This is a genomic window from Flavobacteriales bacterium, assembly GCA_016124845.1.
Classification (GTDB): Bacteria; Bacteroidota; Bacteroidia; order UBA10329; family UBA10329; genus UBA10329.
This window is the reverse complement of sequence record WGMW01000006.1, coordinates 85,802-99,505: the sequence shown is the minus strand read 5'-3', so window position 1 is coordinate 99,505 and position 13,704 is coordinate 85,802. Positions and strand designations below refer to the sequence as shown.

Genomic DNA, 13,704 nt, shown 5'->3' with positions numbered 1-13,704 from the left:
TAAGTTTTGATAGCGCAGTTCCCCCTTTAAAAGGGGGGGGCGAGGAACGAGGCGGGGGATTAAAACGAGACGGAGGATTTGATATAAAGAACTATGAGTGAAGCATTGAAAGTACCAACGATGGCCGAAATGATGGCCGCTGGCGAAACGCCTGATATCCTGTTTTGGGTTGGATGTTCGGGTAGTTTTGACGACCGCGCCAAGAAGATAACCAAGGCGATCGTCAAGATTCTGAACAAGGTGGATATGAAGTTTGCCGTGCTCGGAACAGAAGAAAGCTGCACTGGCGATCCCGCCAAACGTGCTGGTAACGAGTTCACCTTCATGATGCAGGCCATGAGCAACATTCAGGTGCTGAACGCCTATGAAGTGAAGAAGATCGTGACCGGTTGTCCGCATTGCTTCAACACATTGAAAAATGAGTACCCTGAATTGGGCGGTAAGTACGAAGTGATCCATCACACGCAACTGGTTCAACAACTCATCAACGAAGGAAAGTTGAAGGTTGAAGGTGGTGAGTTCAAAGGCAAAAAGATCACGTTCCATGATCCATGTTATTTGGGTCGCGCTAATGGCGAATATGAAGCGCCACGCAGCGTGATTGAGAAGTTGGATGTTGAATTGGCCGAGATGAAGCGTTCGCGTGCCAACGGACTGTGCTGTGGTGCAGGTGGTGCACAGATGTTCAAGGAAGCTGAGCCGGGCAACAAGGAAGTCAACATGGAAAGGGCAGAGGAGGCTTTGGCTCTGAAACCAGATGTGATCGCCACGGGATGTCCGTTTTGCAATACCATGATGACCGATGGTGTGAAGTACAACGACAAACAGGACGAAACGCAAGTGCTTGACGTGGCCGAACTCATCGCTCAGGCGAATGATCTATAATAGCGCTCAGTCCACGGACGACAGTCGATAGAAACAAATAGAACCATGGGCTGTTGACTATGGACAATCGACTCTCAGTATGAAAACAACACTCGAAACATTCGAAGGATTCGCACCCAACTCAAGAGCTTGGGTGTATCAAGCATCTCGAAATTTGACTGATGCCGAAGCTGCCGAAGTGAAGCAACTTGCCAGCACATTTGCAGCTGATTGGAAAAGCCATGGCGCGCCTCTGAAAGCCGCTGCCGATGTGCTTTACAATCGTTTTCTGGTAATGATGGTGGATGAAGATGCTGGTTCAGCCAGCGGTTGCAGCATTGATAGTTCTGTAGCTCAGATACGCTCCATTGAGCGGAAACTGAACATCGACCTTTTCGATCGAATGAGCTTGGCATATCTCGATTCGGATGGTCAACTCCAAACCGTTCATGCCAATAAAGTTTCAGAAGCATTTGAACACGGAGCTTTGAACGAGCAGACCACGGTTTTCAATAACATGGTCACTTCCTATTCAGAACTTCAGACCAATTGGCGAATTCCGTTGGTGAAGAGTTGGGCTGGTTCGCGTATCAAGGTGGCTTAATTATCATTTCGAGCTATTCTTCTTATCTCGTCTTGTATATAATAACGTGGTACATTTCATTTGCTACATTGTAGCCGATGAAAATGACGGATGAGTTTAAGTTTATTTGGCAGGGTAATCGATTGCTTCTGATTGTTTTGCTATTGGCCTCTTTCTTCTCAATCTGGAAGTTAGGCTCAACGGACGTTGAGGATTGGGATGAGGCAAGACAGATCGTTACTGCTGTGGAAATGGCTCATCGCGGTAATTACATCGACTATTATTATGGGGATGAGATCGATACATGGAATTCGAAACCTCCTTTGCTCATTTGGTCAATGACCGCATCATATCAACTGTTCGGCCCAAGCGTATTCAGTTCTCGTTTGCCATCTGCATTGGCCAGTATTGTGTTTTTAGTTGTCGTGTTTTCTCTGGTCAGTTTGTACCGGTCCAAGCTGTTCGCATTTGGCACCTGTCTTATTCTCATGTCAAGCAGGGCCGTATTTGAGGCGCACATTGGCCGAACAGCAGATTTTGATGGGTTTCTGATATTGTTTCTGGCCGCGTTCGCGTACTTCTTTCTGCTATATCATGATTTCGGTTATCGCTGGGCGATTCTTGTGGCCGGAGCATTTCTGGGTCTGGCCTTTTACAGCAAGGGCACGACCTCCGTTTTTCTCTTACCGGGCACGTTGGTTTTTGTACTGCTTTCAGGTACGTTTCGTAAGGTGCTGAAGGATCCGAATGTCTGGTTGGCGTTCTTAATTTATGTAGGGATGGCATCCAGTTGGTTTTACCTCTCAGGAAAATATGGTGCCTCGTTTGATGCATCAGAAAGTCATTATGGGAGCGATGGAGCATTGAGCACCATGCTGATCAATGACACTTGGCAGCGGTTCATAGGCCAAGGCACATTTGGTGAGGAACGAGGAACTAAGCCGTTCTACTTTTTTGTCATACTGGACATTTTGATGGGCTTATGGAGTTACATTTTTTACGCAGGAGTTATTCTTGGTGCGTATCAATTGTTTAGAGGAAATTGGAAGGAGAAGATTCGTTCGATTCACAACAAACCTCTGCTGTTTTCAACTTCCATGATATTAACGGTCATGCTGATACTCGATCTATCGGCTGTAAAACTTGGTTGGTACTACGCTCCGATTTTCATGTTTGTGGCCATTTTGACAATGGAGACCATAGCTTACATATCGGAGAAAATTCGCCCAATGAAGTGGGTATTCGGTGGTTTGTTCTTGGTGCTGTTAATAAAGCAGTTCTTGTTTATCAACTCCCGTCCGGCCAAGACCACGAGTTGGCTTGAAGAGAATGCCAAGGAAATCTCTGGAGCTAACTGTATATCGGTAGATGGCGAACTGCGGCCAAGTGTCTACGCTTCTCTAAAGCTGAGAAACTACAATACGCACTTGTTGCCATCAAACGAAACCTGTGTTTCTCAAGGTCTGATGGTACTCAGAAAGGGAGAAGATCCGGCTGCTGTAAACTTGTCTTGCAACGAAGAGTTCTGTCTGGTGAAGTACTGAGTTTTATTACTGACCGATTCATTCGAATCACCACTCAAAAATATCTTCCAATTTCTCAGGCCATTCTTTATACGACAATGGAAGTCTCAAGCTCTCGCCAACTGGTAATCCTGTATCAGTACCTCGGCTGGAATGTGCATCTGCTGGTGAATGGCGCGTATCATGTCAATGCTTAGGCCGCGTTTCAGATTCAGGATCTCGCTTGCACGGCTGCGGCTTCCTATCACGTTGCCAAGGTCGGCATCGGTCATGCCGCGTTGCTCCATCATAAATCGGATGGCATCTATCGGATGTGGCTCTGACAACGGAAAACGTTCAGCTTCGTAAGATTCTATTAGAAGTCCAAGCACTTCCATTTCTTCCGTTCCCGTTCCGTCTGTTTCTGTCTGGTGGACAAGTTCATCCAACCGGGCAACTGCTGCGTTATAGTCGGCTTCTGTTTTTAATATTCTCAATTCACCGTTTGCCATTTCATATTGTGTTTGCGTCAATCTTGTCGTATTCTGCATGGGTGCCAATGAAGCGTATCAGCACCTGTTTGGCATTGAAGAGAACCTTCACCACCAATCGGTAATGGTTTCCCTTCAGGTTGAAACAGAATCGGTCGTTCTTCAACACGCTCACGTATGGAAACTGTTCCTTCACCTCGGCCGCGTTGTTCCATTTCGCATGCTTCACAATACTTTCCCAAGCTCGTAGCTGCACGTCAATATCACCATGCTTTCCTGCAAAGTCCCGCAATTTCCTTGATGTGATGATGTGCATGCTCTTACAAACTTAATAAATATTCCCAAAATGGGAAAATGCATCACTTTTGTGTTTTTGCATTGGCTCTTCACCACTCAAAAATATCTTCCACCTTTTCTGGCCGATCTTCAATTCGCCAGTCAAAGCCTTCCAATTTCATATCGTTCAGATTCACCTTGTTCATTGGGTAAAGCGTGGCATCTGGCTGGGTAAGGAAGGTGATGTCTTTCACCTTATTGTCGGAAATGATGATGATAAGGTTACTGGCCTTTGCTCGGTTCACATTCTCCGGTTTGCCACCGCCTTCTTCCGCAGCGTAATAGATGGTCTCGCCATTGCCTTCCACAAACACACGCCTCAGTTTCTGCTCCTTGAAAAACCCCGTCATGTAGCGTCCTTTTATCTGGTTGAACATGGCGCTGTCCTCTTCCGAAATGATCATCGAATTTTCCTTCATAAAGAGTTTGTCGATGCGGTTGTTCCTGTTCTGGATCCACATGCTGTCTGCCGTCAACTGGTTCTCATCCGACCAAAGAATCGGGTCTCGGTAGAGCCTGATCGTACTATCAGCGTATGAGTACACCAGCGAATCGCACTTGCCGCGCATGTCGGGTTTAAAGAATTTCACATGATGAAAAGCGAATAGAATTCTGCGGTCGATGACCGTATCGATGATGCTCAGTAGCGTATCGGCATGCAGAAAAAGTGAATCGCTTCCCATGGCCTGGATCATCACTGCGCTGTCTGTCAACAGCACCATATCGCCCACTTCGTAGTATTTGGCGCGGCCGCCCGTAAGAATGATGTCTTGCGAAGTATCGGCCACTTCCACATTTCCGATGGCGATGCCGTAGCTGTGCTTCTTATTGTAATACAGGCTGTCACCTTTGATAGACTGATCTTTACTGAGTACGGTGGCGTCATTGCTGAACTGCGAAATGTCGAGTTCCGTATCGTACCACCCGAAATTGCTGAGGACCGTATTCTCATCGCTGATGATCTTCGTTGGTCCGAGGAAGAAAGCAACTTCGGTTTTGGTGTTGTAACGCAGCGTGTCGCAATAAAGCGTGTATTGCTCGTTCACCAGTTTTACACTGTCCTTGAAAAACACTTCTTCAAATGTGCTGTAGTAGTAGCCGATTCGGCTGGTGAGCGTGTTTTCGCTGTCCACGATCTTTCCGCCCGTGTTGTACCACGCCTGCTCGCTTTTCATGTTGTAATCGAGCTTGTCGCTGGTCAAGGTCATTTCGTTATCGATCAATTTGACCTGCCGCTTGGCCTTGGCGAACTCCGTGTTTCCGTTGTAATTCAATTCCTCGCACCACATCTTGATGCTGTCGCCCTTGTTTATGAACACGTGCGAGAACGCATCCATGCTGTTGTCTTCATAGAGATAGGCGCTGTCGCAGTACATCAGCGCACCTTCATGTTCAAAAACCACGTTTCCCAGCAGTCTTCTCGCCTTGTGGCCGAGCGATTCATCATACTCAAGTACCTCGGCATTCCGCAACTCGATCTTCTTCACTTTCTTCTCTTCTTGCGCCAGCGCGAAAAAGGCAAGATGAATCAGACCGAAAATGAAGAGCAGACTTCGCATTGCGGCCAAAAATAGTGGCTCTGGGGTTGTTTTTGGAGAATTAAGGAGGCTTATCCAGCCTTTTTGAAGACAGCCTTTTCGAGTTCGATAATGCGGTCGTTGAAATCGGCAAGTTTCATCAATGCTCTTGTATTTTCAGCCAGTTGAACATTGGTTTTGCTCAAGTTTTTTTCAAGTTTGTCAAATCGCTTGTTGCTATCAGTTCGAAGGCCAGAAACTTCATCGCGAACTCCTTTCACATCATTTCGCAATTCGTGAACCTCTGCAAGAAGTTCGGCCATCACTTCGATCAATCGATCTTCATTTTTCATCACTTAAAGATAACTTATTGTGGTGAATCGCCTTGATGCCTTTCAATCGCTTCTTTCCATGAAAGAAACATGGCATTGAAATGTTTGAGGCATTCGTTTAGGAAGGTCGGGTCAACCACTTTCTGGAGGTTTTCCAAACTACCGATCTGCTCTGTCGGAACCTTATAGGATTGTTCCATCGGACCTGCTTCCATCTTTACAATGTAGCGTTCGTTGTAGCTGAACAGCGTAATGGTAATACTCGGATGGGGTATGCGGCCTACGACTCTCATGATTATTTACACTGAGGTTACACTGAGAAAGGAGTTGCACAGAGGATTTTCTTCACGTTTTCTGGGTTCTTATTAACCTCGATGTATCTCATTTTCTCCATCATCTCTGTGCAATTGTATTGTGATGAGCGCAGCGAATGCCTCTAAAACTTCATCACAATTTTGGCATTCACCCGTCTCGTGGTCAGATAGTTTGGAACTGCGTACTGGCGATTGGTAATGTCGGTTATCCACAGGTAGCTGAGCGTGTTGTTCGTTCCCAAAAGGTTGAACACCTCCAAACTGATCCAAATGGATTTGAAATGTTTGAGCGGGTTTTTCGGCCCTATCAACTTCTTCTTTTCGCCAAGAAGCATGTACGAGAAACCGATGTCGACTCTTCGGTAAGGTGGGATTCTCAGCGTATCGCGGTAGCGAACGTTATCAGGTGGTCCGAACGGCATTCCCGAACCGAAAACCAAGTTGAGGTGCATTTTCAACTGCGGAAGTTTCGGCACATAATCCTGAAAATACAGCGAGAAATTGACGCGCTGATCTGTTGGCCGCGGAATGTAACCTGGCTCGCGTCTCACGCTGTCCACAGCTACCTGATCTTCCACGCTGTAGCCGATCTTTTGTCCTTCGGCATTGTAGTAATCGTAGTAGTAATCATCCAGAATGTCTTCTTGAACGGTCATTACCGACATACTCGCCCAGCTTTCGATGCCTTTCACGAATTCTCCGTTCACCTTCAGGTCAAGTCCAGTGGCATAACCGCGGGCATTGTTCTGCGCGTAGTAGCGGATCTGAACGTTATTGATCTCGTACGGCACCAGGTCGTTAAGGTATTTGTAATAGACCTCGGCCACCAGTTTAAAGGGCCGTCTCCACGCCTTGAAATTCCAGTCCATGCCTGCTACTGCATGGTACGACTGCTGGGCACGCACATTGGTGTTGATGTTTCCGTAGATGTCACGCAGTTCTCGATAGAAAGGCGGCTGGTAGTACATCCCGCCCGAAAGTCGGAAAAGCATGTCGGCCTTTTTCCATTTCGGATTGAACGAATAATTGGCGCGGGGCGTAACGATAAACTGCTTGTTCACGGTCCAATAATGGTAGCGCAAACCAGCCGTGACGCGGTGCTTGCTGGTATCGGCAAACATCCAAGTGTTCTGAATAAACCCGCTTACGCGATTGCTCTGCAAACTGATCTGTGTTTTGATGAGTTTTTGCAGCTCCAACTGCTGCGAACTCAGCGGAATGGAATATCCTGCCGAATCGTTCATGTTCCATTCGCTCAGCCTGTCCTTGATGCTCTCGTGCTGGTACGTGATGCCCCATTCCAGTTTCCGTTGGCGCTCAGACCAACTTCCGATGTGGCGCATGGAGACCACATCAGCGATCAGGTAATCTCGTGCGTGATTCAAGAAGGTTCCGATGCCTCGGTTGTAGGCTACATCGCCAAAGCTGCTGGAACCGAAACTGTTGTCCAACTGGCCGATGAAATACTGCCCTTGAATGTCAAAAGTGTTGTCTGCTGTAGAGCGGAAAGCCGAAGCGATGAGCTTGAATTTCAGTTTGGAAGTTGGCCGATATTCGGTTGTCAACGCACCGAGCATCGTCTCAAATTGGCTGATGTCCTGACCATCGAAATAAACGGTCAACTGCAACGCATTGCTTATCGTTCCGAAAGAAGTAACGCGGTCCTGCGGCACGAACTGGTAGCGGTTCTGCGCGTAATTGGCAAGGAAACTAACGCTCCATTGTTCATTGATGTCGAAGTTCAAAAGACCTTGCGCATCAATGAAACGCGGGCGGTACTGCCCCTTCGTATCGAGACTGCTCAGGATGTATTGATTGGTGCGGTAGCGAACGCCAGCCAAGTACGAGAACCGATAATCCTTGGATGAACCTTCCACGTGTGCCGCTCCGCCCAGAAGGCTTCCCGTAACCGAAGCGGCAAATTTGCGAGGCCGTTTGTATTTCACATCAAGGACGGACGACATCTTATCGCCATACTTGGCCTCGAAACCTCCAGCAGAGAAATTCAGACTTCCCACCAGATCGGGATTCACGAAACTCAACCCTTCCTGCTGGCCAGAACGAACGAGAAACGGCCGGAAGATGAGTACATCGTTCACGTAAATGAGGTTCTCATCATAGTTTCCACCTCGCACATTGTACTGCGAACTCAACTCATTGTTCGAACTCACACCGGGGAATGTTTTCAGCACGGCTTCAATTCCACCGCTGACGGTGGGAATCTCCAGAGCCACTTTCGGGTCCACGCGCTGCATGGTGGTGGTACGGTTGGCCTCGTCATTCACCACCGCTTCACTCATCAGGTTCTCATTGATCTTGAGTGTGCGGTTCAGAACCTTTACCTCGCCAGGGGCAAGTGTTACTTCGTAGGTCTGCGCTTCATACTGAAGATGTCGGAAGCTGATCTTCACCTTCACATTTGCAGGGATCTCGAGTGAGTAATTCCCTTTGGCATCCGTGGTAGTTCCGCCTGGATAGCCCATTGGTGCCACACTCACCACATCAATGGGCTGATTGTTCTCGTCCAGCAGTTGACCTTTTACCGTTGCTTTTTGCGCCAGTACGCTGAAGCTCACCAACATCATCAGTCCGAGCGATAGCACCGCTCGCAGCGTTATGTTCTGGAATGTCATCAAGCGGATCAGCGTTTCTTCTTACGTTTAAAATCCCCGTTTTTCCACGCCTTAATGAACTTGGCCCAAGCAATTGGGTTCAAGAGATTATTGGGTGGCAGCTGACCCGCGTAGTACAGTTGGTTGCCATATTGATGCATGGCCACTTTGAAGCTCTCACTTCCATCGGCCTGCATGGCCTCCATCCGTTCTTTCATTTCGGCCCGCGCCAAGTTACGTTCTGCCCGCTGCTTGTCATCTTCTGGTAGCCGCAGGTTCAAAAATGCCTCTCTGAACTGTTCCTTGGTCGGCCATGGGTAGATAACGGCCTCTTGCAGCACAATCGTATCTGCATCCATCATTTGGATCAGTGAATAGTTCTTGCGGTTCAATGTGTCGGGGATGACGAAAAGCGCATCCTTAAAACCTACGTACGAGAACTGAATCGTATCACCACGATGCGCAACGAAAGAGTAGTAGCCGAAGTAATCGGACATCGTTCCTCGGTTAGAACCTTTGATGAGAATGTTGGCAAAAGGAACGGCTTCCAAACTATCTCGCGTCAGCAACACACCCGAAAACTGTAAGAGACTGTCGTTCACCGTCTGTGCATTTGTCTGCATGGAAAAAAGCCCCGAAATAACGACAACAAGTACAAGTACGAAAGGAGTTCTCTGCATATCGGTGGCTCGGTAACGCTTCAAATTCTGAACTATTGTATGAGATACATTATCGGTCTTGCCACCGAAGCTCCGCATCATACTTTTTGAACTGTGAGTCTTTACTGAGGATAAGGATTCCCTCGGTGAGGGCTTGAGCAATGATCAGTCGGTCAAATGGATCTCGATGGTGGAACGGAAGTTCAGATATCTTGATAAGATGCTGCTCATTGATCGGTAGAATTTCAATGCCACTCTTCTTAATTATTTCAAAAATCTCCTTGAGTTCTGATCGGAGTTCCAGCTTCCCCAGCGAGAATTTAATGGCCATTTCCCACAGGGAAGCGTGGCTCAGCAGACATTCATTGAGTGGATTCTCTATCAGTTTTTTAATGCCTTTTGGAAGTTCCGTGCTGTTTGTGATGAACCATATGACCGTATGTGTGTCCAGTAGTAATCTCATTCCATGTAGGGCAGAAAGTCGTCCAAAGGTTCGTCAAAATCAGGATTCATCTTCACCAGACCTTTTGCCATTCCGGCCTGACGTTTCTTCGCCTTTTCTCTTTGGTTGGATTTCTGTTTCAGAAATTCGATAAAATCTGCTGCCTCTCTTCTGAGGTCGGCAGGAAGCGAGTCTAACAGGGCATGTATCTGAGGGCTGTTCATCAGGAATAATTGCTCTTCAAAGATACTTATTGCGATACAAAACCTTCCATCACCTCCAAAATGCTGAAGATCATCTCATCATTCTCAGGCGTGTCCGATTCGGAGAGATAGGAGCGGAGGCGGATGGTCTCATTCTCCAGCATTTCCTGGTCTTTGATCGCTTCCCAGTTTTCAATCACGGTCAGTACTTCCAAACATTCCACGTAGTTGCCTGTGCAGGCCACGGTAACGAAGTCAGGCAAGCGATGACTGAGATCGATTCCTGTCTGCCAACAGGCAGAGAGCATCAACACACGAACAGTTGCGAACTCCGGATTGGAAAGTTGGTTCACCAATTCCTCCACAGCATTCTTGTCCTTCAGGTCGAAAAGTAGCTGAGAAAGTGCGTTCTCAATTGCCAGTTCTTTGGTGTTGGCAAGTGCATTCAGAATAGCAGGAACCAGACTGGCATCACCGCTCTTCTTCACTTTTTCGATGGCTGCGAGGGCGATCGTTTCGTTCTCGCTCATCAGGTCTGAAACCAGCGAAGCGCGTTTTTCCGTGTTCAATTTGCTCATTTTCGGGGCGCGAAGGTACTTATTTCAGCTTCGACTTCCGAAGACGGAACTTCCTACGCGGATCATCGTGCTGCCTTCTTCAATGGCAAGCAGATAATCGCCCGACATGCCCATGGAAATTTCCTTGAATGATGGCTGATCTTTGAAGCGCTTTGACCGTAGCGTTTCGAAGATGTTTTTCAGGTTTCGGAACTCCTTTCTGACCTGATCTTCATCTTCCGTAAAAGTGGCCATTCCCATTACACCGACCACTTGAATGTGTTTCCAACTCTTGAATTCCTCAGATGAGAGCAACTCTTCTGCTTCTTCCAAACTCAACCCGAATTTGTTTTCCTCCTCCGCAATATGGAACTGCAACAGAACGGGAATAATGCGGTTGTTCTTCTCTGCCTCCTTGTCGATTTCCTTCAACAGTTTGGGTTTGTCTACCGAATGGATGAGACTGACGAATGGCGCAATGTACTTGATCTTGTTGCTCTGCAAATGCCCGATCATGTGCCATTCAATATCTTTCGGGAGTGCTTCTGCTTTTGCCGTCAGTTCTTGCACGCGGTTTTCCCCGAAAATGCGTTGGCCAGCGTTGTAGGCCTCCATCAAGAGCTCATTCGGTTTGGTTTTGGAAACAGCCACCAGCGTTACATGCTCAGGGATCTGGGCTTTGATCTGCGCTATATTTTCTGCGATTTCACTCATTGCGTTTGCAAAGTAAACAACCCGAATTCAACCATGTTCTTTGATAAATTTGAGGCATGAGCATTCTGAAGGAAATGGAGCGGCATGGCAGCTACGCGCAATTGTCGCAGGGCAAGGTTCGGTACGAACTTTCAGGGCCGGAAAATGGCGAATTGGTTGTGCTGGTTCACGGATTTATGGGGCATCTCCATGTTTGGGATCATCAGGCCAAGTTTCTTCTGGAAAACGGTTATCGTGTACTTCGTTTCGATCTCTACGGCCGTGGATTTTCAGACCGTGTAAGGGGCGAGCATGGAAGTGAACTGTTCCAATCGCAACTGACCGACCTTTTCAATTTCCTCAACATCAATGAGAAGTTCCATCTGGTTGGATTGTCGATGGGTGGGGCCATCAGTACGCGTTTCACAAGCCATCATCCAGAAAAAGTGAAATCGCTCTTTTTGGTGGATTGCTATGGAATCCCAATGCCAGAAGATCCCGGTATCCGGATCGTTCAGCCCAAATTGTTCGGAGAAGCTTTGATAGGCATGTTCGGTGGCCTGATTCTCCGTAATGCTCCAATAAAAGGAATTTATGATAAGAAGGAGCACGGAGGGTTTACCAAATGGTTCTCAGCTCCGTTGGCCATCAAAGGTTCTAAGCGGGCGTTGCTTAGCACACTCCGCAATTTCATGCTCGAAAATCATGTGCCTCATTATGAGCGTTTGAACCATTTGGATCTGCCGAAGTTGATATTGTGGGGAGAGGAGGATCAAGTGCTTCCTATCGAATATGGAAGAAAAATTCAGGCGCTGGTTCCGAATGCGGAGTTCGTAACAATTGAAAAGTGTGGACATGTTCCACAATATGAAACACCGGAAAAGTTTAATCAGATAATGCTACAGTTTTTGAAACGAGAACTGTAGTTGACCATTAAAACGAAATTGAAATGAACCTATTTATCAAGATCATCATCTCATCATTGGCCGTTTTTCTAACGGCTTACCTGCTTCCAGGAATCTCGGTAGATGGCTACATGACCGCCATTTGGGTAGCTATTGTTCTGGCACTCCTCAACGGATTTCTCAAGCCGTTGTTGGTCATTTTTACAATTCCCGTAACGGTGCTCACGTTGGGTCTGTTCCTGCTTGTGATCAACGCGGCCATCATCATGTTGGCAGGTAATTTCGTTGATGGATTTTACGTGGACGGTTTTTGGTGGGCGCTGCTGTTCAGTTTGGTGCTGTCGGTCATTACTTCCTTGATGGAATCTCTTGGCGGAAAGACTGAAAGAAGAAACGGTTGAGAGATTTCAGTTACTACGTTGAGAAATTAGGGCTGCAACCGCATCCCGAAGGTGGTTGGTATAAGGAAACGTATCGTTCCGATGGCTTCATTCCAGGTTCTGTTTTGAATGACTTTGGTAGCGAAAGGAGCTTTTCAACGGGCATTTATTTTCTGCTGACCAAAGATAATTTCTCCGCGTTTCATCGAATCAGGAGCGATGAGATGTGGCATTTCTATGATGGTGATGGACTGCTGGTACACGAGATCACTACGGATGGAACATACATCAAACATCAGCTTGGTTTGAACTTGGAGAAAGGCGAACAACCACAGTTGGTCATTGGAGCTAATAGTTGGTTTGCTTCTGAAGTTGCCGATGGCGGCAATTGGTGTCTGGTCGGTTGTACTGTCTCACCTGGTTTCGATTTTGAGGATTTTGAAATGGCAGAGCGGGAAAAACTCGCTTCAGAACATCCTAAATATGTTGAATTGATCACTCGTCTAACGAGAAGCTAAATCTATCTTCGCAGCCGCATGGCGAAATACGCAAAATGGTTAGGTGGAACGGTCGGTTGGGCTTTGGGTGGTCCGATCGGAGCCTTGCTGGGTTTTGCCCTTGGTTCTATTTACGACAACGCAAGTGGTGACATCATGGAGTGGGGAGAACCCATTCCGAAAAGCGGGCAGCGCACGTATTCCAGAACCACAACGGGCGATTTTGAGGCCTCGCTGCTTATTCTGACAGCGGCTGTGATGAAAGCCGACAATACCGTCAAGAAATCTGAGTTGGATTTTGTGAAACGGTTTCTGGTCGGGCAGTTCGGAGCGGCAAAGGCACAGCAGCAGTTGCTTTTGCTTCGCGAGATTCTGAAGAAACCGATCGAGATACGTCAGGTGAGTTTGCAGATCCGAACGTATATGGATCACTCATCTCGACTGCAACTGATGCATTACCTGTTTCAATTGGCCAATGCCGATAAAGAAATGCACGGGAATGAGATCGATATGCTTACGCGGATTGCTTCCTATCTCGGTATCAGCAAACCTGATTTCATGAGCATCAAAGCGATGTTTGTGCTTGAGAATGATGAGACAGTTTATCAGATCCTTGAGATCGAGAAGACCGTTTCGGATGATGAAGTGAAGAAGGCATACCGCAGAATGGCGGTCAAGTATCATCCTGATAAAGTGAGCCATTTGGGACCGGAACATCAGGAAGCGGCCAAAGAGAAATTCCAGAAGTTGACGGATGCTTACGAACGCATCAAGCGCGAGCGCGGGTTCAAGTGAGTTTTTGTTGAACCAAGTTTGT

The 13,704-nt window shown here is 47.3% G+C and carries 18 protein-coding genes; 7 read left to right on the top strand and 11 right to left on the bottom strand.

Annotation, left to right across the window (positions count from 1 at the left end; genetic code table 11):
* Positions 1 to 93 precede the first annotated feature (93 nt).
* From GC178_02555 to GC178_02545, 3 genes are all read left to right on the top strand, one after another.
* On the top strand, positions 94 to 885 hold the full coding sequence (locus GC178_02555) for a (Fe-S)-binding protein (GenBank protein ID MBI1286437.1): 792 nt from the start codon (positions 94 to 96) through the stop codon (positions 883 to 885).
* Positions 886 to 964: 79 nt separating this feature from the next.
* The gene (locus tag GC178_02550) at positions 965 to 1,468 is read left to right on the top strand and encodes an ABC transporter ATPase (protein MBI1286436.1); all 504 of its coding nucleotides are present in this window, start codon (positions 965 to 967) and stop codon (positions 1,466 to 1,468) included.
* Positions 1,469 to 1,545: 77 nt separating this feature from the next.
* Positions 1,546 to 2,991, top strand: a complete 1,446-nt coding sequence (locus GC178_02545; GenBank protein ID MBI1286435.1) for a hypothetical protein — start codon at positions 1,546 to 1,548, stop codon at positions 2,989 to 2,991.
* An 86-nt stretch (positions 2,992 to 3,077) separates the two neighbouring features.
* On the opposite strand, the gene GC178_02540 is transcribed toward GC178_02545, so the two are convergent.
* The 11 genes from GC178_02540 to GC178_02490 all read right to left on the bottom strand — a co-directional run bounded on the left by GC178_02540 (position 3,078) and on the right by GC178_02490 (position 11,126).
* Entirely contained in the window at positions 3,078 to 3,461 is a 384-nt protein-coding gene (locus GC178_02540; protein ID MBI1286434.1) for a transcriptional regulator, read from the bottom strand.
* Position 3,462: 1 nt separating this feature from the next.
* Positions 3,463 to 3,756 (bottom strand): type II toxin-antitoxin system HigB family toxin, encoded by a 294-nt coding sequence (locus tag GC178_02535; GenBank protein ID MBI1286433.1) that lies wholly within the window; start codon positions 3,754 to 3,756, stop codon positions 3,463 to 3,465.
* Between the two features lie 70 nt (positions 3,757 to 3,826).
* Complete coding sequence (locus GC178_02530) at positions 3,827 to 5,335, bottom strand: organic solvent tolerance protein OstA (protein MBI1286432.1); 1,509 nt, start codon at positions 5,333 to 5,335, stop codon at positions 3,827 to 3,829.
* A gap of 50 nt (positions 5,336 to 5,385) precedes the next feature.
* On the bottom strand, positions 5,386 to 5,646 hold the full coding sequence (locus GC178_02525; protein ID MBI1286431.1) for a hypothetical protein: 261 nt from the start codon (positions 5,644 to 5,646) through the stop codon (positions 5,386 to 5,388).
* A gap of 14 nt (positions 5,647 to 5,660) precedes the next feature.
* On the bottom strand, positions 5,661 to 5,918 hold the full coding sequence (locus GC178_02520) for a hypothetical protein (protein MBI1286430.1): 258 nt from the start codon (positions 5,916 to 5,918) through the stop codon (positions 5,661 to 5,663).
* A gap of 143 nt (positions 5,919 to 6,061) precedes the next feature.
* Positions 6,062 to 8,572, bottom strand: a complete 2,511-nt coding sequence (locus tag GC178_02515; GenBank protein ID MBI1286429.1) for a TonB-dependent receptor plug domain-containing protein — start codon at positions 8,570 to 8,572, stop codon at positions 6,062 to 6,064.
* Positions 8,573 to 8,580: 8 nt separating this feature from the next.
* On the bottom strand, positions 8,581 to 9,312 hold the full coding sequence (locus GC178_02510) for a carboxypeptidase-like regulatory domain-containing protein (protein ID MBI1286428.1): 732 nt from the start codon (positions 9,310 to 9,312) through the stop codon (positions 8,581 to 8,583).
* A complete protein-coding gene (locus GC178_02505) occupies positions 9,281 to 9,673 on the bottom strand; it encodes a PIN domain-containing protein (GenBank protein MBI1286427.1) in 393 nt (130 codons plus the stop codon). Before GC178_02505 ends, GC178_02510 begins: the two co-directional genes overlap by 32 nt.
* Positions 9,670 to 9,876 (bottom strand): DUF2281 domain-containing protein, encoded by a 207-nt coding sequence (locus GC178_02500; protein MBI1286426.1) that lies wholly within the window; start codon positions 9,874 to 9,876, stop codon positions 9,670 to 9,672. Before GC178_02500 ends, GC178_02505 begins: the two co-directional genes overlap by 4 nt.
* A gap of 26 nt (positions 9,877 to 9,902) precedes the next feature.
* A complete protein-coding gene (locus tag GC178_02495; protein ID MBI1286425.1) occupies positions 9,903 to 10,433 on the bottom strand; it encodes a hypothetical protein in 531 nt (176 codons plus the stop codon).
* 24 nt (positions 10,434 to 10,457) lie between these two features.
* Positions 10,458 to 11,126, bottom strand: coding sequence for a YggS family pyridoxal phosphate-dependent enzyme (locus GC178_02490; protein MBI1286424.1), 669 nt, complete (start codon positions 11,124 to 11,126; stop codon positions 10,458 to 10,460).
* Positions 11,127 to 11,182: 56 nt separating this feature from the next.
* On the opposite strand from GC178_02490, the gene GC178_02485 reads away from it, so the two are divergent.
* The 4 genes from GC178_02485 to GC178_02470 are packed head-to-tail and all read left to right on the top strand — an operon-like array spanning position 11,183 to position 13,682.
* Positions 11,183 to 12,031, top strand: coding sequence for an alpha/beta fold hydrolase (locus GC178_02485; GenBank protein MBI1286423.1), 849 nt, complete (start codon positions 11,183 to 11,185; stop codon positions 12,029 to 12,031).
* Positions 12,032 to 12,054: 23 nt separating this feature from the next.
* Positions 12,055 to 12,411, top strand: coding sequence for a phage holin family protein (locus tag GC178_02480; GenBank protein MBI1286422.1), 357 nt, complete (start codon positions 12,055 to 12,057; stop codon positions 12,409 to 12,411).
* Entirely contained in the window at positions 12,408 to 12,908 is a 501-nt protein-coding gene (locus GC178_02475; GenBank protein ID MBI1286421.1) for a hypothetical protein, read from the top strand. Before GC178_02480 ends, GC178_02475 begins: the two co-directional genes overlap by 4 nt.
* Before the next feature lie 18 nt (positions 12,909 to 12,926).
* The gene (locus tag GC178_02470; protein MBI1286420.1) at positions 12,927 to 13,682 is read left to right on the top strand and encodes a DnaJ domain-containing protein; all 756 of its coding nucleotides are present in this window, start codon (positions 12,927 to 12,929) and stop codon (positions 13,680 to 13,682) included.
* Positions 13,683 to 13,704: the final 22 nt, after the last annotated feature.

What these genes read in the sequence shown, in the direction of transcription:
- GC178_02515 (MBI1286429.1), bottom strand. Translation starts at nt 8,572, where the DNA reads ATGACATTCCAGAACATAACGCTGCGAGCGGTGCTATCGCTCGGACTG.
- GC178_02550 (MBI1286436.1), top strand. Translation starts at nt 965, where the DNA reads ATGAAAACAACACTCGAAACATTCGAAGGATTCGCACCCAACTCAAGA.
- GC178_02545 (MBI1286435.1), top strand. Translation starts at nt 1,546, where the DNA reads ATGAAAATGACGGATGAGTTTAAGTTTATTTGGCAGGGTAATCGATTG.
- GC178_02485 (MBI1286423.1), top strand. Translation starts at nt 11,183, where the DNA reads ATGAGCATTCTGAAGGAAATGGAGCGGCATGGCAGCTACGCGCAATTG.
- GC178_02535 (MBI1286433.1), bottom strand. Translation starts at nt 3,756, where the DNA reads ATGCACATCATCACATCAAGGAAATTGCGGGACTTTGCAGGAAAGCAT.
- GC178_02525 (MBI1286431.1), bottom strand. Translation starts at nt 5,646, where the DNA reads ATGAAAAATGAAGATCGATTGATCGAAGTGATGGCCGAACTTCTTGCA.
- GC178_02480 (MBI1286422.1), top strand. Translation starts at nt 12,055, where the DNA reads ATGAACCTATTTATCAAGATCATCATCTCATCATTGGCCGTTTTTCTA.
- GC178_02505 (MBI1286427.1), bottom strand. Translation starts at nt 9,673, where the DNA reads ATGAGATTACTACTGGACACACATACGGTCATATGGTTCATCACAAAC.
- GC178_02530 (MBI1286432.1), bottom strand. Translation starts at nt 5,335, where the DNA reads ATGCGAAGTCTGCTCTTCATTTTCGGTCTGATTCATCTTGCCTTTTTC.
- GC178_02520 (MBI1286430.1), bottom strand. Translation starts at nt 5,918, where the DNA reads ATGAGAGTCGTAGGCCGCATACCCCATCCGAGTATTACCATTACGCTG.
- GC178_02540 (MBI1286434.1), bottom strand. Translation starts at nt 3,461, where the DNA reads ATGGCAAACGGTGAATTGAGAATATTAAAAACAGAAGCCGACTATAAC.
- GC178_02490 (MBI1286424.1), bottom strand. Translation starts at nt 11,126, where the DNA reads ATGAGTGAAATCGCAGAAAATATAGCGCAGATCAAAGCCCAGATCCCT.
- GC178_02495 (MBI1286425.1), bottom strand. Translation starts at nt 10,433, where the DNA reads ATGAGCAAATTGAACACGGAAAAACGCGCTTCGCTGGTTTCAGACCTG.
- GC178_02500 (MBI1286426.1), bottom strand. Translation starts at nt 9,876, where the DNA reads ATGAACAGCCCTCAGATACATGCCCTGTTAGACTCGCTTCCTGCCGAC.
- GC178_02470 (MBI1286420.1), top strand. Translation starts at nt 12,927, where the DNA reads ATGGCGAAATACGCAAAATGGTTAGGTGGAACGGTCGGTTGGGCTTTG.
- GC178_02555 (MBI1286437.1), top strand. Translation starts at nt 94, where the DNA reads ATGAGTGAAGCATTGAAAGTACCAACGATGGCCGAAATGATGGCCGCT.
- GC178_02510 (MBI1286428.1), bottom strand. Translation starts at nt 9,312, where the DNA reads ATGATGCGGAGCTTCGGTGGCAAGACCGATAATGTATCTCATACAATA.